Origin of the sequence: Candidatus Pelagibacter sp. RS40 (assembly GCF_002101295.1) — a bacterium.
In the GTDB taxonomy this organism is placed as follows: domain Bacteria; phylum Pseudomonadota; class Alphaproteobacteria; order Pelagibacterales; family Pelagibacteraceae; genus Pelagibacter.
The window spans coordinates 178,247-203,841 of record NZ_CP020778.1; the positions used below are offsets into that span (position 1 = coordinate 178,247).

General features: G+C 28.3%; 25 protein-coding genes. 7 read left to right on the forward strand and 18 right to left on the reverse strand.

Annotated elements, in window-relative coordinates:
- Positions 1-6: 6 nt before the first annotated feature.
- A complete protein-coding gene (locus tag B8063_RS01000) occupies positions 7-867 on the reverse strand; it encodes an NAD(P)-dependent oxidoreductase (protein ID WP_085068610.1) in 861 nt (286 codons plus the stop codon).
- 171 nt (positions 868-1,038) lie between these two features.
- On the opposite strand from B8063_RS01000, the gene B8063_RS01005 reads away from it, so the two are divergent.
- From B8063_RS01005 to B8063_RS01015, 3 genes are read left to right on the forward strand one after another with little or no spacing between them, the layout of a single operon-like run.
- Complete coding sequence (locus B8063_RS01005) at positions 1,039-2,481, forward strand: NAD-dependent succinate-semialdehyde dehydrogenase (protein WP_085068612.1); 1,443 nt, start codon at positions 1,039-1,041, stop codon at positions 2,479-2,481.
- Positions 2,482-2,541: 60 nt separating this feature from the next.
- On the forward strand, positions 2,542-3,396 hold the full coding sequence (locus tag B8063_RS01010) for a DMT family transporter (RefSeq protein ID WP_075521208.1): 855 nt from the start codon (positions 2,542-2,544) through the stop codon (positions 3,394-3,396).
- 4 nt (positions 3,397-3,400) lie between these two features.
- Positions 3,401-4,315: a homocysteine S-methyltransferase family protein gene (locus B8063_RS01015; RefSeq protein WP_085068614.1), complete on the forward strand. Its 915-nt coding sequence runs from the start codon at positions 3,401-3,403 to the stop codon at positions 4,313-4,315.
- On the opposite strand, the gene B8063_RS01020 is transcribed toward B8063_RS01015, so the two are convergent.
- Positions 4,308-5,195: a DMT family transporter gene (locus B8063_RS01020; protein ID WP_085068616.1), complete on the reverse strand. Its 888-nt coding sequence runs from the start codon at positions 5,193-5,195 to the stop codon at positions 4,308-4,310. The two genes, B8063_RS01015 and B8063_RS01020, sit on opposite strands and share 8 nt — an antisense overlap.
- Complete coding sequence (locus B8063_RS01025; RefSeq protein WP_085068618.1) at positions 5,192-5,671, reverse strand: YbaK/EbsC family protein; 480 nt, start codon at positions 5,669-5,671, stop codon at positions 5,192-5,194. Before B8063_RS01025 ends, B8063_RS01020 begins: the two co-directional genes overlap by 4 nt.
- 144 nt (positions 5,672-5,815) lie before the next feature.
- Here B8063_RS01025 and glnA point away from each other — a divergent pair, with 144 nt between their 5' ends.
- Positions 5,816-7,222 (forward strand): type I glutamate--ammonia ligase, encoded by a 1,407-nt coding sequence (gene glnA / locus B8063_RS01030; protein WP_075521204.1) that lies wholly within the window; start codon positions 5,816-5,818, stop codon positions 7,220-7,222.
- Between the two features lie 7 nt (positions 7,223-7,229).
- Here glnA and B8063_RS07205 read toward each other — a convergent pair whose 3' ends face one another.
- From B8063_RS07205 to B8063_RS01070, 9 genes are read right to left on the reverse strand one after another with little or no spacing between them, the layout of a single operon-like run.
- Entirely contained in the window at positions 7,230-7,400 is a 171-nt protein-coding gene (locus B8063_RS07205; protein WP_179850299.1) for a hypothetical protein, read from the reverse strand.
- A gap of 58 nt (positions 7,401-7,458) precedes the next feature.
- Positions 7,459-7,794, reverse strand: coding sequence for a HesB/IscA family protein (locus tag B8063_RS01035; RefSeq protein ID WP_075521202.1), 336 nt, complete (start codon positions 7,792-7,794; stop codon positions 7,459-7,461).
- A complete protein-coding gene (locus B8063_RS01040; protein WP_085068620.1) occupies positions 7,791-8,087 on the reverse strand; it encodes an SUF system Fe-S cluster assembly protein in 297 nt (98 codons plus the stop codon). The genes B8063_RS01035 and B8063_RS01040 overlap by 4 nt, the downstream gene beginning before the upstream one ends.
- Before the next feature lie 2 nt (positions 8,088-8,089).
- Positions 8,090-8,554 carry a Fe-S cluster assembly sulfur transfer protein SufU gene (sufU, locus tag B8063_RS01045; protein ID WP_075521200.1) on the reverse strand — a complete coding sequence of 155 codons (465 nt, stop codon included), beginning with the start codon at positions 8,552-8,554 and terminating at the stop codon, positions 8,090-8,092.
- Positions 8,554-9,771 (reverse strand): aminotransferase class V-fold PLP-dependent enzyme, encoded by a 1,218-nt coding sequence (locus B8063_RS01050; RefSeq protein ID WP_085068622.1) that lies wholly within the window; start codon positions 9,769-9,771, stop codon positions 8,554-8,556. Before B8063_RS01050 ends, sufU begins: the two co-directional genes overlap by 1 nt.
- Entirely contained in the window at positions 9,771-10,991 is a 1,221-nt protein-coding gene (sufD, locus tag B8063_RS01055) for a Fe-S cluster assembly protein SufD (RefSeq protein ID WP_085068624.1), read from the reverse strand. Before sufD ends, B8063_RS01050 begins: the two co-directional genes overlap by 1 nt.
- Positions 10,992-11,723 carry a Fe-S cluster assembly ATPase SufC gene (sufC, locus tag B8063_RS01060; RefSeq protein WP_085068626.1) on the reverse strand — a complete coding sequence of 244 codons (732 nt, stop codon included), beginning with the start codon at positions 11,721-11,723 and terminating at the stop codon, positions 10,992-10,994. It abuts the gene before it with no gap.
- Positions 11,723-13,159, reverse strand: coding sequence for a Fe-S cluster assembly protein SufB (gene sufB, locus B8063_RS01065; protein WP_085068628.1), 1,437 nt, complete (start codon positions 13,157-13,159; stop codon positions 11,723-11,725). Before sufB ends, sufC begins: the two co-directional genes overlap by 1 nt.
- Positions 13,160-13,582: an Rrf2 family transcriptional regulator gene (locus tag B8063_RS01070; protein ID WP_085068634.1), complete on the reverse strand. Its 423-nt coding sequence runs from the start codon at positions 13,580-13,582 to the stop codon at positions 13,160-13,162. It lies immediately after the preceding gene.
- A 152-nt stretch (positions 13,583-13,734) separates the two neighbouring features.
- On the opposite strand from B8063_RS01070, the gene B8063_RS01075 reads away from it, so the two are divergent.
- Entirely contained in the window at positions 13,735-14,379 is a 645-nt protein-coding gene (locus tag B8063_RS01075) for an alpha/beta hydrolase (RefSeq protein ID WP_085070833.1), read from the forward strand.
- Here the strand turns inward: B8063_RS01075 and B8063_RS01080 are convergent.
- Positions 14,376-15,473 (reverse strand): anhydro-N-acetylmuramic acid kinase, encoded by a 1,098-nt coding sequence (locus B8063_RS01080; RefSeq protein WP_085068636.1) that lies wholly within the window; start codon positions 15,471-15,473, stop codon positions 14,376-14,378. The two genes, B8063_RS01075 and B8063_RS01080, sit on opposite strands and share 4 nt — an antisense overlap.
- Before the next feature lie 48 nt (positions 15,474-15,521).
- Here B8063_RS01080 and tyrS point away from each other — a divergent pair, with 48 nt between their 5' ends.
- Positions 15,522-16,745, forward strand: coding sequence for a tyrosine--tRNA ligase (gene tyrS / locus B8063_RS01085; RefSeq protein ID WP_085068638.1), 1,224 nt, complete (start codon positions 15,522-15,524; stop codon positions 16,743-16,745).
- Here tyrS and B8063_RS01090 read toward each other — a convergent pair.
- The 3 genes from B8063_RS01090 to B8063_RS01100 all read right to left on the reverse strand — a co-directional run bounded on the left by B8063_RS01090 (position 16,742) and on the right by B8063_RS01100 (position 22,753).
- A complete protein-coding gene (locus B8063_RS01090) occupies positions 16,742-19,321 on the reverse strand; it encodes a hypothetical protein (protein ID WP_085068640.1) in 2,580 nt (859 codons plus the stop codon). The genes tyrS and B8063_RS01090 overlap by 4 nt on opposite strands.
- A protein-coding gene (gene prfB, locus B8063_RS01095) for a peptide chain release factor 2 (protein WP_157101708.1) occupies positions 19,314-20,412 on the reverse strand; the annotation gives its coding sequence in 2 pieces (ribosomal slippage) (positions 19,314-20,357 and positions 20,359-20,412; 1,098 coding nt in all). Before prfB ends, B8063_RS01090 begins: the two co-directional genes overlap by 8 nt.
- A gap of 1 nt (position 20,413) precedes the next feature.
- Positions 20,414-22,753 (reverse strand): penicillin-binding protein 1A, encoded by a 2,340-nt coding sequence (locus B8063_RS01100; RefSeq protein ID WP_085068642.1) that lies wholly within the window; start codon positions 22,751-22,753, stop codon positions 20,414-20,416.
- Between the two features lie 81 nt (positions 22,754-22,834).
- Between B8063_RS01100 and B8063_RS01105 the strand changes: the two genes are divergently transcribed.
- Positions 22,835-24,595: an Rne/Rng family ribonuclease gene (locus B8063_RS01105; protein WP_085068644.1), complete on the forward strand. Its 1,761-nt coding sequence runs from the start codon at positions 22,835-22,837 to the stop codon at positions 24,593-24,595.
- Here the strand turns inward: B8063_RS01105 and B8063_RS01110 are convergent.
- Positions 24,588-25,364: a thiazole synthase gene (locus B8063_RS01110; RefSeq protein WP_085068646.1), complete on the reverse strand. Its 777-nt coding sequence runs from the start codon at positions 25,362-25,364 to the stop codon at positions 24,588-24,590. The two genes, B8063_RS01105 and B8063_RS01110, sit on opposite strands and share 8 nt — an antisense overlap.
- Complete coding sequence (gene thiS, locus B8063_RS01115; RefSeq protein WP_085068649.1) at positions 25,364-25,582, reverse strand: sulfur carrier protein ThiS; 219 nt, start codon at positions 25,580-25,582, stop codon at positions 25,364-25,366. The genes B8063_RS01110 and thiS overlap by 1 nt, the downstream gene beginning before the upstream one ends.
- Between the last annotated feature and the right edge of the window lie 13 nt (positions 25,583-25,595).

Below are 25,595 nucleotides of genomic sequence, written 5' to 3' on the forward strand. Positions count from 1 at the left end.
AAATTTTTAAAAGTAATTTTTTATTTCTTTGTACAAGTAGCTGTGATCTAAATTGTCATAGCCTTTTTTCGATAATTTTTTATACAAATTTCTAATAATCATTGAGAGAGGAAGATTTATCTTATTCATTTTAGCTGTATTTAAAATATTCTCCATGTCCTTTAATTGCGATGCAACTTTACCTCTGGCCTTAAAATCTTCTTTTATCATTCGTAATCCATGAGTTTGTAATATTTTACTATCAGCCCATCCTCCTTTTAAAGCCTTTAAAACATTAATTGGTTTAAGGCCCAATTTTTTAGAAAATATTATTGCTTCTGATACTGCGCCAATAGTAATTCCTACAATAATTTGATTTGCGAGTTTTGCTGCCTGACCAGATGATGGTTTTCCTACGTAATTTGGAATCCCTAACATTTTTAGAACTTTTAAATTTTTTTTATATATTTTTTTTTCTCCTCCAACCATAATAGCAAGGCTAGCACTTTCAGCTCCTTTAGTCCCTCCTGATACTGGGGCATCTAAAAAATAAACTCCCTTTTTTTTTAATGTTTTATAATTATCTAATGCAGTACTTGGTTTAGTTGAACTCATATCTATTACTGTTGTTTCTTTGCAAACATTTTTTAAAAATGTTTTGCTTCTAATTATATTGTTTACTGCTTTGTCATCTGTAAGCATTGTAATTATGATCTCTTTATCTTTTACTAATTCATCAATTTTATAAGATAAATAAGCTCCATATCTCTTGAGTTTTCTAGCTTTACTTATAGTTCTATTAAATATGCTTATTTGATGTTTTGATTTTAATAAATTTTTGATCATAGGGGCTCCCATTAAACCTGTGCCTATAAAACCTATGTTCATTTACTGATGTCTAATACTAATTATTATTAATTTATTAAATTTGGTGTTCATATTTATTTACCCACAAATCAAAATAAAACATATTGTGTTGAAATAGAAATAAAATATTAGTTATTAGGTTTTATTAATGCTAAATGTCAGTAAAATTATTTAAAATAATAAATTCAAATTATGTATGAAAAGTTTGGACAATTTATAGATGGTAAATGGCAAAAGTCTCAAAATAATGAGACCTACGAAGTAATAAATCCTGCAACAGAGGAAATTTTAGGCCATGCATCAAAAGCCTGCCGTGAAGACGTTGAAAAGGCACTACTCTCATCTGAGAGTGGTTTCAAAAAATGGAAAAATACTACACCTTGGGAAAGATCTAAAGTTTTAAGGAGAATAGCTGATAAGATAAGAGAGAAAAAAGATATTTTAGCCAAGTGGATGACTTTAGAGGTTGGAAAACCATTGGTGGAGGGGGTTGGTGAAGCAGGTGGTGCAGCCGATATTTTTGAATGGAATTCAGAGGAGACAAAAAGAATATATGGACAAACTGTTGAAAGTAGATTTTCAGATACTAGAGTTCATGTATACTACCAGCCTGTTGGGGTTGTTGCTGCACTAGTACCATGGAACTTTCCTTTAATATTAGCGTCTAGAAAAATTTCTACTGCCTTAGCTGCAGGATGCTCGGTAATTTGTAAACCAGATGTAATAACACCTGGAACAGTTATGGAATTAGTTGACATCTGCAAAGAATGTGGTGTTCCTGATGGTGTTGTTAATTTATTGTCTGGTGATCCTCCCTCGATTTCTGAGCAATTGCTTGAGTCCAATATTGTAAAAAAAGTTTCAATTACAGGATCAACCAGAGTTGGAAAATTAATACTTAAGAAAGCAGCTGATAAAGTTCAAAGAGTAACAATGGAATTAAGTGGTCACTCTCCTTTTATTGTATTTGAAGATTGTAATATTGAAAAAGTTGCTGACATGGCCATTGCCGCAAAATTTAGAAATAATGGACAAGTATGTATTTCCCCAAATAGATTTTACATTCAAGAAAGTAAGAAAGATGAATTTGTTAACAAATTTATAGAAAAAACTAAAAAATTAAAAATAGGAAATGGTATGGAGCAAGATGTTCAATTGGGTCCTATAACAACTTTAAAAAGATTAGGCGAAATTGAAGAGCTTGTTGAAATAACAAAAAAAGAAGGTGCTAAAGTTTTGATTGGTGGAAAACGACCATCAGGCTTCAACAAAGGGTATTTTTACGAGCCAACTGTTTTTGACGATGTTGATGATAATTTTACTATAATGAAAACAGAACCATTTGGACCTCTAGTTCCTATACTATCTTTCAAGTCTTTTGATGAAGTTGTTGAAAGAGCAAATAATAATGATTTAGGATTGTGTAGTTATATTTATACAAACTCTATGGAAAAAGCACATAAAGCCTCTGAATTAATGGAAACTGGATGTGTGGCTGTTAACACGCCAACGGTTGCAATAGCAGAAGCACCATTTGGAGGTATTAAACAAACCGGATATGGACGAGAGGGTGGTTCTATGGCTATTAAAGATTACTTAAATATAAAATATACCCACTTAGGTCTTAAAACTTAATAGAGCAAAACATCCTCTTTAAATTGTTCTAAATCTTTATTTAATATAAGTTTTTTATAAATGACAAAGATTTTTCCTTTGATTTTTATTGTTTTGTGGTCATCTGCTTTTATCACAACAAAACCGATTGTTGATCATAGTGAACCTTTTTCAGCATTAGCTTTTAGATTTTTTTTTGTATCTCTAGGTTTTTTAATTTTTTCAATATATAAAAATTTTAGTCTAGTAGTTTCTAAATCAAATTTAATTCAATCATTGGTAAGTGGAGTTTTGTTTCATGGAATTTATCTTGGAGGAGTTTTTTATTCAGTTTCTGTTGGAATGCCAACTGGTATAGCTGCATTAATTGTAACATTACAACCTATTCTAACAAACATATTGGCAGGTCCAATTCTTAAAGAGAATGTATCCTATCATCAGTGGATTGGAATATTACTTGGATTTTTAGGTGCTGTATTAGTCTTGGGTTTTGACATAGGGAAAAATATTCCTTTTGATGGAGTGATAGCAACTATAATTTCTCTTGTATCAATTACATCTGCAACAATTTGGCAAAAAAAAATCTCAAATAATTTACCGCTAGAAACAAGTAATACCTATCAAGCCCTCGGAGGATGTTTATTCCATATATTAATAATAGTTTTTTTTACAAAATTTCAAATTAATTTTTCTTTTACTTTCATAGCTGCTATGAGTCATCAAGTTTTGCTAGTCTCATTTGGTGCTTTTACAATTCTAATGTTTTTGATAAGAGAAAATTCGGCAAGTAAAACCACTTCTTTTTTCTTTTTAATACCATCTGTATCTGCTTTGATGGCTTGGTTATTTTTAAACGAAAATTTATACTATATTGATATAATTGGTTTTTTAATTGCATCAATAGGTGTTTATATTGCTACACGACCAGAAAAATAATTTTATGGATACTAAATATTTTGAAAAAATTAGAATTTTCGATGGAGGAATGGGTCAGGAACTTTTAAGTAAAGGTTTGATATCAAAAGGTACACTATGGTCTGCAAGCGCATTAATTGAGAGAGAATTTCATAATTTAGTAATTGATGCACATATGTCCTACATAAACGCAGGCGCAGATATAATTGTAACAAATAACTTTTCTGCAAGAAAAATTAGATTTATTCAAAATAAAGTTTTAGATAAATTTCAATATGCAAACGAACAAGCAGGTATATTGGCAAATAAAGCAAGAGAAATTTCTAAACAAAATATATTGATAGCTGGTTCATTGCCATCTCAAAGTGATACTTATGTTGAAGATGAAAGAAGTTCATCAGAAATTCAATCTGATTTTGAGGAGCAGGCTAAAATAATAAGTCCCTATGTTGATTTTTTTTATCTTGATGTTGTAAGCAGTGGTAGAGAAATCGAAATTGCTTCAAATATTGTAGAAAAACTTGGAAAAAAGGTGGTTGTAGGCATACATTTAAAAAAAAATTGCAAATTACCTTCGGGTGAAAGTGTTCAAAATATAATTGAAAAATTTAAATGTAACAATTGGATTGGTCTAGTTTTTGCTTGTGTATCTCCTGAAATAGTTGATAGAACATCTGATTTTTTTTCTGATTTAAAACTTCCTTTCGGATTTAAGGTAAATTTATGGGGCATTGAAGAACCAACTCCAGTGCAAACTTTTAATTCAGCAAAACATAATGAAATCGGAACAAATCCTAACATTGCACTTGGTTCAAGAAATCTAAGTGCAATAGAGTTTTATAAATTTACAAAAAGAATGGTTGAAAAGGGTGCAAAAATTTTAGGAGGCTGTTGTGAAACTAAACCAGAGCATATAAAAGAAATTTCAACTCTTAAATAACCTTTTTACCACCCGCTCGTCTTACAAAGTAAATACCAATTACAACAGCTATTAGAGATATTAATACTTTTACAGTAATTAATTCTTTTAGAAATATATAACTAAGAATAGTTCCAAATATAGGAATTAAATAAGATACCTGCGACTGAAAAATTAAACCATTATCTACTAAAATTTTAAATCTTAACAACCAAGCTATACCTGTAGATACTAATCCAAGATATATTACAGATACAGTTGACTGAATTGATGGATTATATGTCCAGGGTTTTTCTATAAAAAAAGATAAAGGTATTAGAATTATAACTGCCCAAATTAATATTGAACCAGTAACATTCTCATTTTTTTTTTCTTTTATTTTTAAAGTTAGTACACCACCTATTACATAACAAGTAGACCCAACTAAAATTAGTATTGCAGAGATAAAATTACTTTCGTTAATTAATAAATTGTCAGAAAATAAATATACTATCCCTGCAAAACCAATTAAAATTCCGATGGTTTTTGTAAAGTTAAATTTTTCATTTTTTGTATAATAATGTCCCAAAATTGTTGAGGATAAGGGGGTTGTAGACATTAAAATTGCAGCTAAATTACTTTGAACAGATTTCACACCATAAGAAATAAGAAAAAAAGGAACAACTAAGTTTATAAAACCAATTATTGCAAACCAATACCAATCTTTTGAAAATGCCTCTACTTTAATTTTTTTATAAAAACATAAAATTAAAACTGGAATAGCTCCAAAAAATACTCTTAATAAAGCAATGGTTACAGGCCCAAATGAATATGTGGCTATCTTAATATTAAAGAAAGCTGATGCCCAAATTAAAGCAAGAAGAGTTAATAAAATATAATCAATTAAATTTGGTTGTCTCATTCTATTAAATTTTCAATTTTTCCGTTAGTGAGTTTTATTAAATTATTAAAACTAATCTCAAATACACAATTTGGATGACCCGCTGCTGCAAAAATTTTTGCAAATCTTTCTAAAGTTGTATCAATATAAATTTGTAAGTCTGTAAGATGTCCTACAGGTGAAACACCTCCTATTGTATACCCAGTATGTTGCTTTACCTCATCAGGAGACGCCATTTTTATATCTTTTAAATTAGTGATTTTTTTTAATTTCTTTAAAGAGCATTTTTTATCTCCTGCTACCAAGCATAAAATGAAGTTTTTTTCTGTTTTAAAAAGAAGACTTTTTACAATTGCACCTATTTCACAGTTAAGTGAATTTGCAGCATCAATTGCAGTTCTAGCTGAAGTTTTTAATTCAATTACATCAAGGGAGATATCAAAATCTTTAAGTGCTTTTTTTGCTCTTAGCACTGGTTCTTTGTCTATAGCGTTCATATCAATCTCAAGTTGTTAATAAAATCATTAATTTTGAGCATATATATATGTAAAAAATGCATACGTGTTATCTATTTTATATGCATTATTTATCATTTTTTTAATGTTAATGACCCCAGATTACAAAATTAATAGGAGTAAATTATGAGCGCTAGTGATGTACTTAAGATGATCAAAGACAAAGAGGCTGAATTTGTAGATCTTAGATTTACAGACCCAAGAGGAAAACTTCAACACTTAACAATAGACTCTACTGTAGTAGATGAAGACATGTTAAATCAAGGTGTCTTTTTTGATGGTTCGTCAATAGCTGGTTGGAAAGCAATAAATGAGTCTGACATGATACTAAAACCAGATTTATCAAGAATGTTTATGGACCCTTTTACTTCTCATAATACATTAGTTTTATTCTGTGATATTTTAGATGCTGTAAAGAAAAACCCTTATGAACGTGATCCAAGGGGTACAGCTAAAAGAGCAGAGGAATATCTAAAATCCTCAGGTATTGGTGATAAAGCTTTTTTCGGACCAGAACCAGAATTTTTTGTTTTTGATGATGTAAGAATTAAAAACGATATGAACGAAACTAGTTTTGCTATTGATAGCACGGAAGGTCCTTACAATTCTGGAAAAAGGTATGAAAATGGAAACATGGGACATAGACCTGGTATCAAAGGAGGATATTTTCCAGTTCCACCAGTTGATAGTGCTCAAGATATGAGAGGCGAATATTTAAAAGGATTAAAGGATGTTGGTATTAAAGTTGAAAAACATCACCATGAAGTTGCTCCAAGTCAACACGAGCTAGGTATGTATTTTGGTACACTAGTAAACCAAGCGGATAATGTTCAGTTATATAAATATGTTGTTCAAATGGTTACACACTCATTTGGAAAAACAGCTACGTTTATGCCAAAGCCCGTGGCAGGAGATAATGGTTCGGGTATGCATATACACCAATCAGTTTGGAAAGGTGATACTCCTGTTTTTTCTGGTGATGCATATTCAGGATTATCTGAAACAGCATTGTTTTATATTGGTGGAATTTTAAAACATGCTAAAGCAATTAATGCATTTGCTAACTCTACAACAAACAGTTACAAAAGATTAATACCTGGTTTCGAAGCACCAGTATTATTAGCATATTCAGCACGTAACAGATCTGCATCTTGTAGGATACCAATTACTTTAAGCAAAAAAGGCGCAAGGTGTGAAATTAGATTTCCAGATGCTGCTGGAAACCCTTACTTAACTTTTGCGGCAATGTTAATGGCGGGTTTAGATGGAATTAAAAATAAAATTCATCCTGGGGATTCTTTTGACAAAGATTTGTATGAATTACCTGAGGAAGAGGTAAAAAGTATTCCAACAGTTTGTGGATCTTTAAGAGAAGCAATGGAAGCTTTGGATAAAGATAGAGAGTTTTTAACTCAAGGTGGAGTATTTAGTGACGATCAAATAGACGCCTATATTGCACTTAAGTTCGAGGAAATTCATAAATTTGAGCATGCACCTCACCCGGTTGAGTTTGAGATGTATTATAGCAGTTAATAATTAACTACTGTTTAGTTGATGCAATTGAATCTTTGTTAACACCTTTTTTAACAACGTAATCTTGAGTACCATTAGCTCCAGTCTCAACTTCTTTACGTAAAACTTTAAAGAATGATCTTTCCTTCAAGTTATCCTTAAGGTCTTTAACAAGATTTTTAAACTCAAATTTATTCATATCTTGCTTATACAATAGATATGTGTTTTTAACAACTCTGGTATGCACTAAACTAATACTAGATTTTGAATGACTCTCCGCATCCACAACGCTCTGTTTCATTGGGATTATTGAACACAAATGAGGACGAAAATTGATCTTTTTTATAATCCATTTCTGTACCAAGCAGATAAATTACCGCTGCAGAATCAATAAAAACTTTAACCCCTTTATCTTCAATTAATTCATCGTTAGGATTAATTTCTTTTGTGTATTCCATAATATAAGACATCCCTGCGCATCCGCCTGATTTAACTCCAACTCTTACACCAAGAGAATTCTGCTGATCTTTAGACATTATTTCTTTTATTCTTGCTGCTGCATTATCGCTTAGAGTTATTATTTGTTTTGTCATAAATTTAGTTCTAATTTTGCTGCCTCTGACATCATTGATTTGTCCCAAGGAGGATCCCAAACCAAATCAAGATCAACTTTATTAACTTCTTTAAGTTGCATTATACTATCCTTAACTTCTTTAGGCAAACTTTCTGCAACTGGACAGTTAGGTGTTGTAAGCGTCATCTTAACTTGGACGTCTTTATCTTTAATTTTAATGTCATAAATCAAACCAAGTTCATAAATATTTACCGGAATTTCAGGATCATATATTTTTTTTATTTCTGTAATTACTTTTTCTTTTAAATCCATTTTTAGCTTTCAGTATTTACTATTTTTTGAAAATCATCTATTGCTGATGTTAGAGTATGCCAAGAAAGAGTAGCGCATTTTACTCTCATTGGGTACTGTTTTACACCTGATAGACACATTAATTTAGTTTTTTCATCTTCATTTAAGATTTTATTTTGAAGTTCCTCTTTTTCTTTAATCATATCTAAAAAATCGTTTACAATTTCTTTTACCTCAGCTTCCTCTTTACCTTTAACTAAATCAGTCATTATAGAGGCTGATGCCATTGATATAGCGCACCCATGTCCTTCAAATGAAATATCCTCAACTTTTTTATTTTCGTTTAATTTTAAATAGATATGAACGTTATCTCCACATAAAGGATTATGCCCTTTAGCGTCTTTATTAAAGTTTTCAGTTTTTCTTAAATTTCTAGGATTTTTACCATGATCCAAAATAATTTCTTGATATAATTCTTTTAGGTCCATTATATGTTAAATATTTTTTTGCAATTTTCTATTGATTGGCTTAATTGATCGATATCATCTTTTGTATTATATATACCAAACGATGCTCTTGCAGTGGCCGGGAGTTTCAGCTTTTCATGTAATATCTGACAGCAATGATGTCCTGCTCTGATTGCTACTCCATCTTCATCAAGAATAGTTGCAATATCATGTGGGTGAACACCTTCAATGGTAAAAGAAATCACTCCACCTTTATTTATTGGATTACCTACAATTTTTATTGAATTATTTTTCCCCAAAATATCTAATCCATAATCCAATAACTCTTTCTCGTGCTTTTCTATATTTTCAATACCAACTTTTTCCATAAATTTTATAGATTCGTTAAATGCAATTACTTGGGCTGTTGCCATTGTGCCTGCCTCATATTTATTTGGTAGTTCACCATAAGAAATTCCAGTTTTTTTAACTTCATTTATCATTCCTCCACCACCTTGGTATGGAGGTAGATCATCTAACCATTTCTTTTTTGCGTATAAAACCCCAATTCCTGTTGGCCCATACATTTTATGTCCTGATATAGCATAAAAATCACAATCTAATTCCTGCATATCTAATTTTAAATGTGGTGCTCCTTGGCAACCATCCACTAAAACAGGAATATTTTTTGAGTGTGCAAGTTCTACAATTTCCTTAATCGGTAATATTGCTCCAGTTACATTTGATAAATGAGTAACGCTTATAATTTTTGTTTTATTAGTTATTTTGTTTTTTATTGCTTCAATAGTTATCTCACCTGCTTCATTAATCTCAGCAAATTCAATTTTAATTTTTTTTGAATTTCTTAGGAAATGCCAAGGAACATAATTAGAATGATGTTCAAGTTCTGTTAATAAAACTTCATCACCTTCTTCTAGATACTTTTGCCCAAAGGTATTTGCTACCAAATTAATTGCTTCTGTAGCACCTTTGGTAAATACAATTTCATTCTTATCTTTGGCATTAATATATCTTTGAACTGATGTTCTTGTATTTTCATAAAGATTTGTCGCAGCAACAGCTAAATAATGAACACTTCTACCTACGTTAGAAAACTCTTTAGAATAAAAATCATATATTCTATCAATTACTACTCTTGGTTTTTGTGAGGAGTTTGCGCTGTCTAAATATACAAGATCATTATTTTGAACTTTGTTATCAAATATTGGAAATTCTCTTTTAATGCTATCTATATCCATTAATTTATCGCCTCCTTTAGATATTTCTGTATTTCGATGTTTGTTATTTTTTCAATTACATCGTTAATGAAACCATCTATTAGTAACTTTTTTGCCTGATCGTAATTTAAACCTCTAGACATTAGGTAAAATATGGAGTTTTCATCCAAATTGCCTGAAGTAGAACCATGAGAACATTTTACATCATCTGCGTAAATTTCTAATTCTGGTTTACCATTAAATTCTGTATTTTCGTTTAAAAGTAAGGCTTTACTTAATTGATATCCGTCTGTTTTTTGAGCTTGATCGTTAACAAAAATTTTACCTTGATAAACTCCAGTAGACTTATCGTTTAAAACACTTTTTATTAATTGATAACTTTTTGTATTTTCGGCCAAATGGTTAATATTTGTTTTAATTTCATGATGATTGTTCTCGTCTAAATTTATAATCCCATTAATAAAAGCAGAGCTATATTTTTCTTTTAAATTGCTGTTTATTTCATATTTTGAAAATTTAGATCCAGATGAATAAATAAAGTTTTCTGAATTACTGTTTTCATAAATATCAATGTTAGTGAAGCTGTATTTTAGATTTTGATTTTTATTTAAATCAAAAATATAATTTTTAAGGTTTGAATTTTTATTTATAACAATATTAAAGTTATGATTATTAAAACCACTAACTGATTTATCCTCGAATAAATTCAAAGTTGATAAAGATGAATTTCTATGAAGTGTTAATTCAAATCTAGTATTAATTAAATTTGTTTTATTATCTAAATCACATATATGGTAAATAACTAAAGGTTTTTCTACAATTTTATCCTCTAAAACATTTAATTTAATTAATTTACTCGCAAAAGCCATATTCAAATTATTTAAAGGTTCATTCAAACTTTCACTAAAAATCAAGTTTTCATTTTTTATCTCTATTTTATTTTTATCTACATCTAAAATATCTGCTGATAGGAACTCTCCATTTAAAATAACAATTTTTGAATGTTCAAAATTTTTTAAAAATTTCAAATTGTAACTTTTGCTTTCAATGGTATTAAAGCCAAATTTAAGTTCTTTTATATTTTTATTTATAATAGATTTTAAATCTGAAAACTTCCAATCTTCCAATTTTTTTGAGGGAAACCCACTTTCTACAAATTTAAAAAAATGCTCTTTACGCTCTTTAGTGTTTCCTAAAGTTTTATAAGTTAAACTTTCAAATTCTAAATTTTCTTTTAACATTTATAAGCTCTCATAACCTTGTTTTTCTAATTCTAGTGCTAGTTCAAAATTTCCAGTTTTTATTATTTTTCCGTCTTTCAAAACATGAACGAAATCTGGCTTTATATAATTAAGTAATCTTTGATAATGCGTTATTATTAAAAAAGAATTATTTGTATTTCTTAATGAGTTTACTCCATCGGAAACTATTTTAAGTGCATCAATATCTAAACCAGAGTCTGTTTCATCTAATATTGATAATTTTGGATTTAAGATAGACATTTGAAGAATTTCATTTTTTTTCTTTTCTCCTCCTGAAAATCCTACATTTAGTTGTCGTGACAGAATATTTTGATCAAATTTTAATTGTGCAGATTTTTCTTTCACAAGCTTAAGAAATTCAATTGCATCTAATTCTTTTTCACCTTTTGCTTTTTTCACGGCATTTAATGAAGTTTTTAAAAAGTTGTTAGTGTTTACACCTGGAATTTCTAGAGGATACTGGAATGCTAAAAATATTCCTTTATGTGCTCTATCTTCAATTTCAAGTTCGAGTAAGTTGGAATTTTCAAATTTTACATCCCCTTTGATTTCATAACCTTTTTTTCCAGATAAAATATTTGATAAAGTACTTTTTCCTGATCCGTTTGGACCCATTATTGCATGAACTTCTCCAGGATTTATTTTTAAGCTAAGTCCTTTTAGAATTTCTTTATTATCAATACCTGCTTCTAAATTGTTTATTTCCAACATTATCCAACACTTCCTTCCAAACTAATTCCAACTAATTTTTGCGCTTCAACAGCAAATTCCATTGGTAATTGTTGAAGAACTTCTTTACAAAAACCGTTAACTATTAGCCCTACAGCTTCCTCTGAATTTAAACCTCTTTGTTGACAATAATATAATTGTTCCTCACTGATTTTTGATGTTGTTGCCTCATGTTCTATATTTGAGTCTGAATTTCTATTTTTAATGTAAGGAACAGTGTGTGCGCCACATTTATTACCCATTAACAGTGAGTCACACTGTGTAAAGTTTCTAGCATTTTTAGCTTTGGGAAAAATATCTACAAGACCTCTATAAGTATTATCAGCGTATCCAGCTGAAATACCTTTGGATATTATTTTACTTTTAGTATTTTTGCCAATATGAATCATTTTAGTACCAGTATCTGCTTTTTGGTGGTTATTTGTAATTGCAATTGAGTAAAATTCTCCAACAGAGTTGTCTCCTTGTAAAATGCAACTAGGATATTTCCAAGTAATTGCAGAACCAGTTTCTACTTGCGTCCAAGATATTTTAGAATTTACACCTTTGCATAATCCTCTTTTAGTTACAAAATTATAAATCCCACCTTTGCCATCTTTATCTCCTGGGTACCAATTTTGGACAGTTGAATATTTTATTTCTGCATCATCTAATGCAACAAGTTCAACATTTGCTGCATGTAATTGGTTTTCATCTCTCATAGGAGCAGTACATCCTTCCAGATAGCTAACATAACTTCCTTTGTCGGCGATGATTAAAGTTCTTTCAAACTGACCTGTCTCAGATGCATTAATTCTAAAATATGTTGATAATTCCATAGGACATCTTACACCCTCTGGAATGTAAACAAATGAACCATCTGTAAACACTGCAGAATTTAAAGTTGCAAAATAATGATCTGTAACTGGTATAACTGAACCAAGATATTTTTTTACTAATTCTGGATGTTTTTGAATAGCCTCTGACATTGAACAAAATATTATTCCTTTTTCAGTCAACTTATCTTTAAATGTCGTTGCAACTGAAACAGAGTCAAACACAGCATCTACTGCTATTCCATTTAATCTTTTTTGTTCTTGAAGTGGTATACCAAGTTTTTGATAAGTTTCCAAAAGCTTTGGATCTAATTCATCTAGACTTTTTGGTTTATCAGAAGCACTTTTGGGAGCTGAATAATAATATAAATCTTGGTAATCAATTTTTGGATATTTCGGTTTTTGCCAATTTGGTTCTTTTAAATTTTTTAATCTCTCAAATGCTTTTAATCTCCAATCCAACATCCAGTCTGGCTCTTTTTTTATTTTAGAAATAAATTTTATTACTTCCTCATTTAAACCTTTTGGTGCTCTGATATTTTCTATATCAGTTGTAAATCCATATTTATATTCTTTTAAATCTTCTATTTGTTTATCTCTCATCTATAATCTATTTGTTGATTGATTTAGTAAATCTCTAAGACTTTTTTTTTCAAAAAAATTATTTATATAATCCTCTAATTCATCCCAGAGATCATGAGTAATGCATTTTGCTGTTTTACCATTGCACCCTTTTTTTGAATGTTTTTCACACCCTATAGTTTTTACCTTTTCATCAACTGCAAAAAAGATATCTGAAATTTTGATATTAGATGCTTCTTTAGAAAGAATATATCCACCCTTAATCCCGCGAACACTATTTACAATGTTATTTTTTTTTAACTTTAAAAACAATTGTTCAAGATAATCTAAAGATATTCCTTGTCTTAAAGAGATATCTCTTAAAGAAACTGGTTCATTAGGATCAAACTTTGCAAGATCGGCAAGTGCCATAACTGCATATCTTCCTTTACTTGATAATTTCATATTAGTATTATTTTATGCGGGTTATATATATACCCGACTAAAATAGTCAAGTTTCTGAAAAATTTTAAAACTTGCATTTTGTCGCTCAATTTTGATAGAAAAATAAAATTTTTTTTTGAGATTAATTATCAATGACAACTACAGATAACAAAATTGTTGAAATATTTATTCCTGGACCTGCAGGAAGGCTAGAAGCAAAATATTATAAAAGTAAAAAAAACACATCTCCAATAGCATTAGTTTTGCACCCTCACCCTCAATATGGTGGAACTATGAATAATAAAGTTGTTGTTGATACATTTCAAACCTTTATGGATAACGACTTTTCAGTCTGTAGAGTAAACTTTAGAGGAGTTGGTAAAAGTGATGGAGAATTTGACAATGGTCAGGGTGAGCTAGCAGATGCTGCCGCTGCACTAGATTGGTTGGAGCGAGAAAACTTTGACAATTCGCAATGTTGGATTTCAGGATTTTCCTTTGGATCATTAATTGCAATGCAATTACTTATGAGAAGACCAGAGATAAATAGATTTGTTGCAATTTCACCTCAACCAAATGTTTATGATTTTTCTTTTTTATCACCATGTCCTACATCAGGAATAATGATTTATGGTAAAAAAGACGAATTGGTTCCTGTTGAACACATTAATGATCTTAACAAAAGACTTAGTGCTCAAAAAGGAATTAAAGTTGAATTTGACTCTATTACAGAAGCAAATCATTTCTTCTCAAAAGCTGATGTTGCCCTTATTAAATCTTTAAATAAATATATAAAAAAAGAAACAGCTCTTTACTAATAATTTTTAAACGTTTCTCCACCTGATATTGGTTTACTTACTTTTGTAGTAGAAGGAAAGGATATATTTTTTTTAAAATATGATCTTATTGCCAAATAAGCAAATGCTTGGGACTCAATAAAATCTCCATCATAATTAAATTTATCGATATCACAAATATTTTTTTTTAATAAATTTTTCAAATTTTGAATTAATGTTTTATTTTTCCTACCGCCACCACACAAAATTATATTTGTACAATTAATAAAATTTTCGTTAAAATAATTTGAAATAATTAAGGCAGTAAAATAATTAAGAGTTGCGACAGCATCTTCAAAAATTAATCCTTTAATAAAATTAAAATCAAACTCATTTCTATCATAAGAGTGTCTGTCTTTTGAACTGTAAATATCATGCTCAATAAATTGATTTATAATATCCATGTTGATTTGACCTGTTGAGGCAATTTCACCATTTTTATCAAAATCTATATTTTTTGTTTTTTTTAAATATTCATCTAATAAAACATTTCCTGGTCCTATATCTCTAGCAACTAACTCTTCATTATTACAATAAGTAAAATTCGAAACTCCTCCTATATTTAAAAAAATACTTGGTTCATTAGGAAAAATTTTTTTTGATAATAAAGAGTGATAGACTGGTGTTAAAGGTGCACCCTCTCCATTATTTTCCATATCGTTTTTTCTAAAATTAAAAATGACTTTTTTTTGAATTAATTGAGATAATAAATTTGGGTTCCCCATCTGAATTGAATATTTTTTTTTAGGTTTATGAATAATTGTTTGTCCATGAAAACCCACTAAATCAACTTCAATAGTCTGCTTAGATATTATTTTTTTTGATATATCTGAATGAAGAAGAGTGATTTCTTTCTCAAGATTTTTATATTCGGAAATACTATTTTCTATATCTTCTAATGAATTAATATTTTTAATATAATCTCTTAATTTTTGTCTAAACTCAGACTTATATTGATAAAAATCGTTTGCTTTTACCTCTAGATGTGATTTTCCATCTGAATTAATTATACTTGCATCAATCCCATCTAAAGAAGTACCGCTCATTAAACCTAAAGATGTAATACTATTGTCCATTATTGATTATTATTTTTAAATAAATATGTATATTGAAAATACTAAATTATGAATGATTTTATAAGAGAATTTAAAGACAGAGGCTATTTCTATCAGTGTACGGATGAGACAGAACTTTCAAATGTACTAAATAAAAAAAGTATCAAAGGTTATATAGGATTTGACTGTACTGCTCAAAGTCTACACGTAGGAAGCTTGTTACAAATCATGTGTTTGAGGCAGTTACAAAAACATGGGCACCAGCCAATAGTTTTGCTAGGTGGAGGAACAACTAGGATAGGAGATCCATCAGGAAAAGATAAAACAAGAAAAATTTTAGATGAAAATGAGATTGAGAAAAATATTAAAAGTATTGAACTTATTTTAAAAAAATATCTTAATACTGACAATAAGAGGACGTCGCCTATATTTGTAAATAATTATTCTTGGTTAAAAGAATTGAACTATATTTCTTTTTTAAGGGATATAGGAAAACATTTTACAATTAATAAAATGTTAAGTTTCGATAGTGTAAAGCTACGTTTAGATAGAGAGCAGTCTTTAAGTTATATGGAATTTAACTACATGATTCTCCAAGCATATGACTTTCTTGAATTGAATAAAAAACAGAATTGTCTTCTTCAAATTGGTGGATCGGATCAATGGGGCAACATTGTAAATGGTGTTGATTTAATAAAAAGATATTCATCAAAAGAAGTTTTTGGATTAACAACTCCTCTTATAACCTTGGCTTCCGGAGCAAAAATGGGAAAGACAGAAAGTGGCGCAGTATGGTTAGATAAAAACCTACTATCTACCTATGACTATTGGCAATTTTGGAGAAATACAGATGATCGAGACGTTACCAAGTTTCTAAAAATGTTCACAGACTTATCTTTAGAAAAGATAGATGAAATTAAAAATGAAAATATAAATGATTTGAAAATTTTATTAGCTAATGAAGCTACAAAGATGTTACATGGAGAAATTGAAACAAAAAAAGTTGAAGAATTAGCAAAATCCACTTTTAGAGAAAATTCAACCGGTGAACATTTACCTAGTGTTAAAATTGGAAGTGACTTAATAGGAGAGGATATAATTAGTTTGATAGAACATGTAAATAGTGAGTTATCAAAAAGTGAAATAAGAAGATTAATTAAAAACAATGGAATTAAAATTGATAATGAAAAAATTGAAGATGAAAAATTATTAATAAGTAAAAAATTGTTTGAAAGTAAAGGTTTTATTAAACTTTCAGTCGGAAAAAAAAAGCATTTTAAAATTATTATTTAATTTTTTTGTAACTTTTCTAAAGTTCTAGTTATAAATCTTGGTGTAAGAGTTTTAATTGGATTTACAGAAGTTTTTAGATCTTTTGGTGGACCTTTAATTTTGAAACTTACGCCAAAAACACCTTCCCCAACCTTTTTCCCTACCAAAATCTCTCCTAATAAAGGTATTTTTGAAATTGTTTTATTTATTGTGGTGGCTGGCACAAGAGTTCCTCTAAGGCTTGTTAGTTTATTTTTTTCAATATACCCCTCCATCAAAATAGAAATTGCTGGTCCAATTGCATACATTTCATTTATGTTAGTAAGCGACTGTTTAGATTGATAATTCATTTCAAATTCATTAAATCGAATTCCCTCTCCTGTAAGTAGATCTGCAATACCTTGAAGAGACGCTAGTGTGAGTAACTTTGCTAAAACAGGAACGTCTTGAACTTTAAAATCATATATTTTTAGATTTGCTTTTGTTTCATTATTTTTTTCTATTGACCCATAAGACAGCTTACCTTTAGTAAAACCTTTAATAAACTTGTAGTTTTTTATAAATGGCCCAGGCTCATCAATAAACAAGTTAGTAATTTTTTCATCTCTAGAATTAGTTTTTATTGATAATGAAAAATCATTTTTATTGTTAATTTTAGATTTAATTTCGGCGTCAGTAATTCCTTTTCTTTTTAATGAAACCTCTCCTACTAAGCCAGTCAGTTTACTATTTTTATCTATAAATATATTATTAAATTGAACAAATATTTTTGAGTTTATATTTTCAAATCTCTCAAAAATGTTATTGATATTTTCTGCTTTTAAATAATTTGAAATGAGTAATTCAGCATCAAATTCGCTTCCTGATAGCTTATATCGATTTTCGCTTTTTTTTTGAAATTTTAAATTATTTAGTTTCTTATTTAAATTCTCATAATTCAAAATTACAGTGTCAACATTTTTGATTTTATACTTATTTGATAATATTAAATTACTTACCTGTATAGTATTTAGATTTTCTTGATATTTTATTTTGTTAAATCTTAAATCGTCATTATATCGACCTTTTAAAATTAGATTAGATTTAATTTTTTTATTTTTTTTATAATCAAGCGATTTAAAATTCAAAAGGAGTTTATTTAAATTAATATCGGTATCAAAATCCAAATTGTCTGAATTTTGGGTTAAATTAATTTTAAAACTATCAGATAAAGTATTATCTAATGAATATGAACCTTTTATTTTTATATCTTTAATTTTTTTATTTAAATTTATTTCAATTAAATTATCTTTAAAAAATATTTTATCTTTATATTCAGGTAAAAACCTCTTTATATTTCTATCTTTATTTGAGACCTCTAATTTACTAATTTTTAAATCCGAATTTAATTTATAGTTTTCTACCTGATTTTTTTTATTTAATTCAAATTCAATCGAATTATTTGAATCAAAATTTAAATCCTGACTTGGTATTAGTTTGCTATCAATATTAAGTAATTCTTTAATTTGATCAGAGTTTATTTTATTTCCTTTGTTAGAAAAATTTCCCTTAATTTTTATATTTTCATTATTTTTTTTTGAAATTAAAAAATTAGCATCTCCAAAATTTGCTTGTTCCTTTTCATCGCTTAGAAAATAAAAAGATGAATTTATATTTATATCTACTATGTGATTTTTATAATCAAATTTTAATTCACCATTATTAATATTGATAGGAAGATTTAAATTCTTATTAAATTTTATTTCATCAAAATCTATTTCTGATTTAAATTCAAATTTATCAATTTTTTTTTTATTAATTAGACTGAATGAAAACTTATTATTTGATGAAAGGTTTACTTTTGAATTTTCAACAAAATCAGAGCTATAATCTAAATATTTTTGTAATTTTTTTATATCAAAAACCTGTTTTTTATTTGATATATCACCATTAATTATAAAACTATTGTCACGTTTTTTGGCTGAAATAGTGTCTGATTTAAAATCGATATCATCATAAATAAATTTTAAATCATTTATCAAATGCTGTTTTTGATCAGATATAAAATTAAAAGAAATTTTCTCTAATTCACCTTTGTTTAAAAGGTTTATTTGTGCATTTGTTACCTTTCCTAAAATACTATAATCAAATTTTTTGCTTTTATTTTGAAAATCTAAAAAAATTGAAGCTTTAATCTTACCTTTTTTAATTTGATTTAAAATTAATTCTCTTGAAAAGTTAAAATTATACTCTGAAATAAAACTTTTTAAGTTTGATATTTCATTCTCCCTTAGTAAAATTTCTAAACTCTGAACTGATCTATTATTTAACAAATTTGATAAACTTAATTTTGAAATAATTTTATCTAAAACAAGATATTCTTCTTCAATTTGTATTTTAACGTTTGAAGTCTCAAGCTTTATTATCTGTTCTTTGATATCTAATTTAATAAATACATCATTAATTTCAGAGGATAACTTTGGGTTTATTTGGCTGATTTTTGAATAAATTAATTTATTAAATTTATCTGTTTTGAGCCCAAAAAAGTTTAAGTAAGCAACAATCGCTAAAAATAAAAAGATTATAGTAATTGGTATTATAAAAAAGTATTTACGCATTTATTTTATACAATGAGCTCTCAAGAAAATTATCAATTTCGCCATCAAGTACCTTTTCAGGATTAGAGCTTTCAAAATTAGTTCTATTATCTTTTACCATTTGATATGGGTGCAATACATAAGATCTAATTTGATGTCCCCATCCTATATCTGATTTTGAACTTTCTATATTTTCGTTTTGTTTTTCTCTTTTTTGAAGTTCATGTTCATAAAGTCTAGCTCTCAACATATTCATACATGTTTCCTTATTTTTATGTTGTGATCTCTCATTCTGACATTGTACAACGATTTTGGTTGGGATATGCGTTATTCTTACTGCACTATCAGTTGTATTTACATGCTGTCCACCAGCACCACTTGACCTATAAGTATCTATTCGTAAATCTTTTTCAATAATCTCAATGTCTATTTTATCATCTACAACCGGATAAATCCAAACACTAGCGAAACTTGTATGTCTACGTGCACCTGAATCGAATGGAGAAATTCTCACCAATCGATGGATACCTGATTCTGATTTAAGATAACCATAAATATAGTCACCCGATATTTTTATTGTAGATGATTTAATTCCAGCCTCATCTCCTTTGTGTTCACTAATTAGCTCGGCAGAATATCCCTTGTTTGATGCCCATTTCATGTACATTCTTCTAAGCATCTCAGCCCAGTCTTGACTTTCTGTTCCACCTGCGCCAGCATGAAATTCCAAGTAACTATCAAGATTATCACTATCGTTAGATAAAAAACATTTTATCTCTAATTTTTTCAATCCAGATTTTAAATCTTGCAATTTATATAAGCTTTCATCTTGTAATGATTTGTCGCTTTCAGATATAGCTAGATCTAAAATTTCTACTATGTCTTTAAAGTCATTTTCAAAATTACTAAATGATCCTACTAAAAATTCTAAATTTTTTTTTTCTTTTAAAATTTTTTCTGATGATTTTCTGTCTTGCCAGAAGTTTTGGCTCTCAATTTTATTATTTAATTCATCAAGTTTAGAGATAAGTTTATTTTTTTCAAAGAAACTCCTTAATTCTTAATATTATTTTGTTTATCTCTTTAATTAAATTACTTGTTTCTAATTCCATTTTAATAAAACTTTAAAATATTTGTCTTTGATACATCGCCAATATTATCAATATCAATTTTGTAATTATTTGCAATTTTTTCCTCCTTAAAGGATTCGATAATAGTACTTTTAGAATTACTGTCAGCTTTTTTACCAGTAGATGCATCTACAACCATCATTTTAATTCCTTTTGCCACTTTGAATGGTCTTGCCTCGTGATTATTGACTGAATTTTTAACAAATTCTTTGAAGATAGGTAGGGCAGTTTTTGATCCTGTTTCAAATTTTCCTAAAGTTCTTGGATTATCAAAACCTACATAAACTCCAATTACTAAATTTGAAGTGAAACCAATAAACCATGCATCTGTATTTTTATTAGTAGTTCCCGTTTTTCCTGCTAATTGTAAGTTAAGATCTTTTAATTTTTTTCCAGTTCCTCTTTGAACAACTCCTTCTAAAATAGATGTCATTTGATAAGCTGTTTGTGGTGAAAAAATTTGCTTATAATTATTTTTAATTTGAGGGAGATTTTCACTTGTGTATGAAATCAAGTCGCAATCTTTACAAAATCTTAACTGATTTTTAAAAATTGTTTTTCCCTGACTGTCTTGAATTCTATCTATAAATATTGGCCTAACTAACTTTCCACCATTTACAAATGACGAGTAAGCGCTTGTCATCTTTAGCAAAGTAGTTTCCGCAGATCCCAGCGAAATTGACATCAATTCTTCAGGTCTTTCATAAATTTTAAGTTTTTTTGAAAAATTTGTGATTTTGTTTAATCCAATTTCTTGAGCAATTCTTACTGTCATTAAATTTCTTGATTTTTCAACACCAGTTCTTAACGTTGAGGGGCCATAAAACTTTTTCCCATAGTTTTCAGGTTTCCACATCTTTAAATCACTCCCTTGCTCAAGAACAATTGGGGCGTCTAAAACTAATGTAGAAGGAGTAAAATTATTTTCTAAAGCTAATGCATATATAAATGGTTTAAATGCTGATCCAGGTTGTCTTTTAGCTTGAGTAACTCTGTTATATTCACTTTTATTAAAACTAAATCCTCCAGCCATTGCCAAAACTCTTCCTGTAAATGGATCCATTACAACTATTCCACCATTAACGGCAGGTAATTGTTTTAATTCGTAGTCTTCTTGATTAATATTTTTTACATAAACTAAATCTCCAACTTTAAATAACTCACCTATATTTTTTCTTGTCCAATTTAAATTTTCAAATTTAATTTTGCCTTTTATGTTATTTTCAGTTTCTATATTTGCTTCAAATTTATTTATTTTTTTTATAATTGCTATTTCCCACCCTAAAGATTTTTCTAATTTGAACTTATCTAAATTTTTATTCCAATTGTTAGTTATTTTTATATTTTTTAAAGAACCTCTCCAACCTCTTCTTCTATCATATTGTTCTAAACCTTTTCTTAATGCTGCTGAGGCTTTAGTTTGTAAATTTAAATCAATTGGAGTTTTAATGTTAAAACCTTGTTTATAAACTTTGTCAAAACCATATGTGTCAATTATTTTTTTTCTTACGTCTTCAACATAATATCTAGAGTCTTCTAAATATATTCTTTGTCTTTTACTGAGTTTAATGTCTGTATTTATTAATTCATTTAATAAATTTTGATCTATGTATTGATTTTCATAAAGATTTTTTAAAACAAGATCTCTTCTGTATTTAGCTAGTTTTATGTTTTTATATGGATTATATCTACTTGGAGCCTTTGGTAATGCTGCTAATAAAGCTGCTTCTGAATAATTCAATTCATTAATTGATTTATCAAAATATCTCAAACTAGCTGAAGCTATTCCATAACTTCCTTCACCTAAATATATTTGGTTTAAATAAAGCTCTAGAATTCTCTCTTTACTTAAAGCTCTTTCGATTCGAAAAGCTAAAATTGCTTCCTTAATTTTTCTATCAAAACTTACCTCATTTGAAAGTAAAAAATTTTTTGCGACCTGTTGGGTTATAGTCGAGGCTCCTTCTAGCCTTTTTGATTTTAGTGCATTTTTGATATTATTCTTAATAGCTCTAACGATACCTTTTGCATCTACCCCGGGATGGTAAAAAAAATTTTTATCTTCGGCAGACAGGAAAGAATTGATTAAAACATTTGGTATAGCCTCAAATGGCACAAATATTCTCTTCTCGGAAGAAAAGTCACTAACCAATACCCCATTACCTGAATATAATTTGCTAGATACAGGAGGTTTGTAATTTTTTAAGAATTTGTAGTCTGGTAGCTTATTTGAATAAATCCATAAAATTGAAAATACACCAACCAAAATTATCAACATTATTAATACAGTTATGGATGCAACTTTTTTTATTATTGAGCTCATTTATGTTTAATTTAGTTAGTGAATTTGGTATTGTTGTGGCACCGAATTTAAAAATAAACAAATGAAAAATAATCAAAATTTATGTCAAAAAATTTATATATCGATGCATCGCATCCAAATGAAACAAGAGTTGTGCTTAAAAATGAAAATCATATTGAAGATTATGAATATGAAAGTATCAACAATACATTAATAAAAAATAATATTTATCTTGGAAAAGTAAGCCGTATCGAACCATCTCTTCAGGCTGCTTTTGTTGATTTTGGAAGAGAAAGACATGGATTTTTATCATTCAATGATATTCAATCAGATTACTATCAAATACCCCAAAGTGATCTAGAAAAAATAAAAGAGGAAGAAGAGAAAGTTAGAGAAGAATTATCTAAAGAAAGCGAAAATATAGAAAATAAAATTTTAGATGGAGAAGAAATTAAAATTGAGGATCCAGTAGAAAAAAGAGAGGAAAATGTAGAAGAAAAAAATGATGATAAAATACAAAAAAGATTTCCCTCGAAGAGATATAAAATCCAAGAAGTTATAAAACCTAATCAAGTTATTTTGGTACAAGTTTTAAAGGACGAGAGAGGTTTGAAGGGAGCAGCGCTTAGCACATTCATATCCATTGCAGGAAAATATATAGTACTGATGCCTAACACAGCTAAGGGAGGTGGTATTTCAAGAAAAATATTTAATCCAGGAGATAGAAAAAAAATTCGAAATATTCTAAATGAAATTGAAATTCCAAAAGCTATGGGAATAATTGTAAGAACAGCAGGATCAAATAAAACAAAAAACGAAATTGATGGAGATCTAAAAAATTTAATTACAGTTTGGGACTCGATTAAAAGTAATGCAATGAATTCTATGGCCCCATCTCTTATCCATCAAGAAAGCGATATTATTAAAAGAAGTATTCGAGATATGTACGACGATGATACACAAAATATCCTAGTAGAGGGAAACGAGGGCTATCAAAAAGCAAAAAATTACATGAAGCTTATGATGCCAAAACAATTAAAAAAAGTTAAAAAGTATAGAGATAAAATACCATTATTTTTTAAAGAAAATATTGAAAAAAAACTTTTTGAAATTTTTAAGACTGAGGTAAAACTTAGCTCTGGTGGTTATTTGGTGATAAATCCCACTGAAGCTTTAGTTTCTATTGATATTAATTCTGGAAAATCAATAAAACAAAAAAATGTTGAGAGCACTGCTTTAGATACAAATTTAGAGGCCGCTGAAGAAATTGCAAGACAAATTAAAATCAGAGATTTATCTGGTTTAATAATAATTGACTTTATTGATATGCTAAATTTTGGAAATAGAAGACTAGTTGAAAGAAGATTAAAAGAAAAATGCCGTAATGATAGAGCAAGAATTCAAATAGGTAGAATAAGTAATTTTGGTTTATTGGAAATGTCAAGACAGAGACTTCGTGAAAGTAATATAAAATGGTCAATTAAGTTAACAAACGAAACTTTTGCACAAAAAATTATAAAATTAATCGAAATTAAATCTTTGGAAAATAGTTCCAAAATTATTGATTTAAAAATAAATAATAAGATTTCAGATTTTATAGAAAATCAATTTCTTGAGGATTTAAAATATTTCGAAAAAAAAAATAAAATTAAAATAAATATTACAAATTCTGAAGAGTTAAATTTAACCGAATACTTAATAGAGTTTAAGTCTAAATCTGGAAAAATACTAGATAAAATTGAAAAAATTGAAAGTTTACAGAAAGTTGTTATTACAAAAGAAAATTCAAATTCTAATATTCAAAAACCATTTAAAAAAAGAAAATTTAAAAAAAGAAAATTTGTTAAAAAGAAAATTAAATAATTCCGCTATTAGTAGTTGATGCAGATCCAAATAAATTAGGATTAATTCTTCCCGAAAGAAATGATTTTCTTCCAGATATAACTGCATATTTCATTGCCTCAGCCATCTCATAAGGGTTTTTGGCTTTAGCTATTGCTGTATTAATTAAGACGCCGTCACAACCCAGTTCCATTGCCTGAGTTGCATCTGATGCTTGCCCAATACCTGCATCTACAATAACGGGAAGCTTTGTTTGATTTCTAATTATTTTCAAATTAATTTTATTTTGAATACCCAAACCTGAGCCAATTGGTGCAGCCAAAGGCATTATTGCACACGCTCCAGCATTTTCTAACCTTTTTGCCATCAAAGGATCATCATTGCAATAAACCATCACTTTAAATCCCTCTTTGGTTAAAACTTCTGTAGATTTAAGTGTTTCAATAGCATCTGGAAATAATGTTTTTTTATCTCCTAATACTTCAAGTTTTACTAATTTCCATCCTCCAATTTCTCTTGCCAGCCTAAGTGTTCTTAGAGCTTCATCTGAACTAAAACATCCTGCAGTATTTGGAAGATAGGTAATTTTTTTTGGATTTATATAATCCATCAACAAAGGTTTATTTTTATCTGATATATTTACTCTTCTTACTGCAACCGTCACAATATCTGCACCTGAGATTTTTATTACTTTAGCGCACTCTTTCATAGATTTATATTTTCCTGTGCCAACAATTAGTCTTGAAGAATAGTTTTTTTTTGCAATTATAAATTTATCTTTATTTTTCATTAGCCTCCTCCAATAAAATGGACAATTTCTACTTTATCATTTTTAGAAAGAAGAATTTTTTTAATCTTTTTTTTATCAATAATTTCTTTGTTATATTCTATTGCAATTTTGTTTAAGGGTATTTCTAACTTATCAACAAGATTTTTTAATGAAAAGTTTGAATTTATAATAGTTTGCTTACCGTTTACTGTTATTTTTATTTTATTTTTTTTTCTCATATATTATAAGTTT

Excerpts from the sequence above, each read along its gene's own strand:
- B8063_RS01100 (WP_085068642.1), bottom strand. The coding sequence starts at position 22,753 with ATGAGCTCAATAATAAAAAAAGTTGCATCCATAACTGTATTAATAATG.
- sufU (WP_075521200.1), bottom strand. The coding sequence starts at position 8,554 with ATGGACCTAAAAGAATTATATCAAGAAATTATTTTGGATCATGGTAAA.
- B8063_RS01080 (WP_085068636.1), bottom strand. The coding sequence starts at position 15,473 with ATGGACAATAGTATTACATCTTTAGGTTTAATGAGCGGTACTTCTTTA.
- sufB (WP_085068628.1), bottom strand. The coding sequence starts at position 13,159 with ATGAGAGATAAACAAATAGAAGATTTAAAAGAATATAAATATGGATTT.
- B8063_RS01050 (WP_085068622.1), bottom strand. The coding sequence starts at position 9,771 with ATGGATATAGATAGCATTAAAAGAGAATTTCCAATATTTGATAACAAA.
- B8063_RS01035 (WP_075521202.1), bottom strand. The coding sequence starts at position 7,794 with ATGACAAAACAAATAATAACTCTAAGCGATAATGCAGCAGCAAGAATA.
- B8063_RS01110 (WP_085068646.1), bottom strand. The coding sequence starts at position 25,364 with ATGAAAAATAAAGATAAATTTATAATTGCAAAAAAAAACTATTCTTCA.
- B8063_RS01090 (WP_085068640.1), bottom strand. The coding sequence starts at position 19,321 with ATGCGTAAATACTTTTTTATAATACCAATTACTATAATCTTTTTATTT.
- B8063_RS01010 (WP_075521208.1), top strand. The coding sequence starts at position 2,542 with ATGACAAAGATTTTTCCTTTGATTTTTATTGTTTTGTGGTCATCTGCT.
- B8063_RS01040 (WP_085068620.1), bottom strand. The coding sequence starts at position 8,087 with ATGGATTTAAAAGAAAAAGTAATTACAGAAATAAAAAAAATATATGAT.
- tyrS (WP_085068638.1), top strand. The coding sequence starts at position 15,522 with ATGAATGATTTTATAAGAGAATTTAAAGACAGAGGCTATTTCTATCAG.
- B8063_RS01000 (WP_085068610.1), bottom strand. The coding sequence starts at position 867 with ATGAACATAGGTTTTATAGGCACAGGTTTAATGGGAGCCCCTATGATC.
- B8063_RS01005 (WP_085068612.1), top strand. The coding sequence starts at position 1,039 with ATGTATGAAAAGTTTGGACAATTTATAGATGGTAAATGGCAAAAGTCT.
- sufD (WP_085068624.1), bottom strand. The coding sequence starts at position 10,991 with ATGTTAAAAGAAAATTTAGAATTTGAAAGTTTAACTTATAAAACTTTA.
- glnA (WP_075521204.1), top strand. The coding sequence starts at position 5,816 with ATGAGCGCTAGTGATGTACTTAAGATGATCAAAGACAAAGAGGCTGAA.
- B8063_RS01105 (WP_085068644.1), top strand. The coding sequence starts at position 22,835 with ATGTCAAAAAATTTATATATCGATGCATCGCATCCAAATGAAACAAGA.
- thiS (WP_085068649.1), bottom strand. The coding sequence starts at position 25,582 with ATGAGAAAAAAAAATAAAATAAAAATAACAGTAAACGGTAAGCAAACT.
- B8063_RS01070 (WP_085068634.1), bottom strand. The coding sequence starts at position 13,582 with ATGAAATTATCAAGTAAAGGAAGATATGCAGTTATGGCACTTGCCGAT.
- B8063_RS01025 (WP_085068618.1), bottom strand. The coding sequence starts at position 5,671 with ATGAACGCTATAGACAAAGAACCAGTGCTAAGAGCAAAAAAAGCACTT.
- sufC (WP_085068626.1), bottom strand. The coding sequence starts at position 11,723 with ATGTTGGAAATAAACAATTTAGAAGCAGGTATTGATAATAAAGAAATT.
- B8063_RS01020 (WP_085068616.1), bottom strand. The coding sequence starts at position 5,195 with ATGAGACAACCAAATTTAATTGATTATATTTTATTAACTCTTCTTGCT.
- B8063_RS01015 (WP_085068614.1), top strand. The coding sequence starts at position 3,401 with ATGGATACTAAATATTTTGAAAAAATTAGAATTTTCGATGGAGGAATG.
- B8063_RS07205 (WP_179850299.1), bottom strand. The coding sequence starts at position 7,400 with ATGAATAAATTTGAGTTTAAAAATCTTGTTAAAGACCTTAAGGATAAC.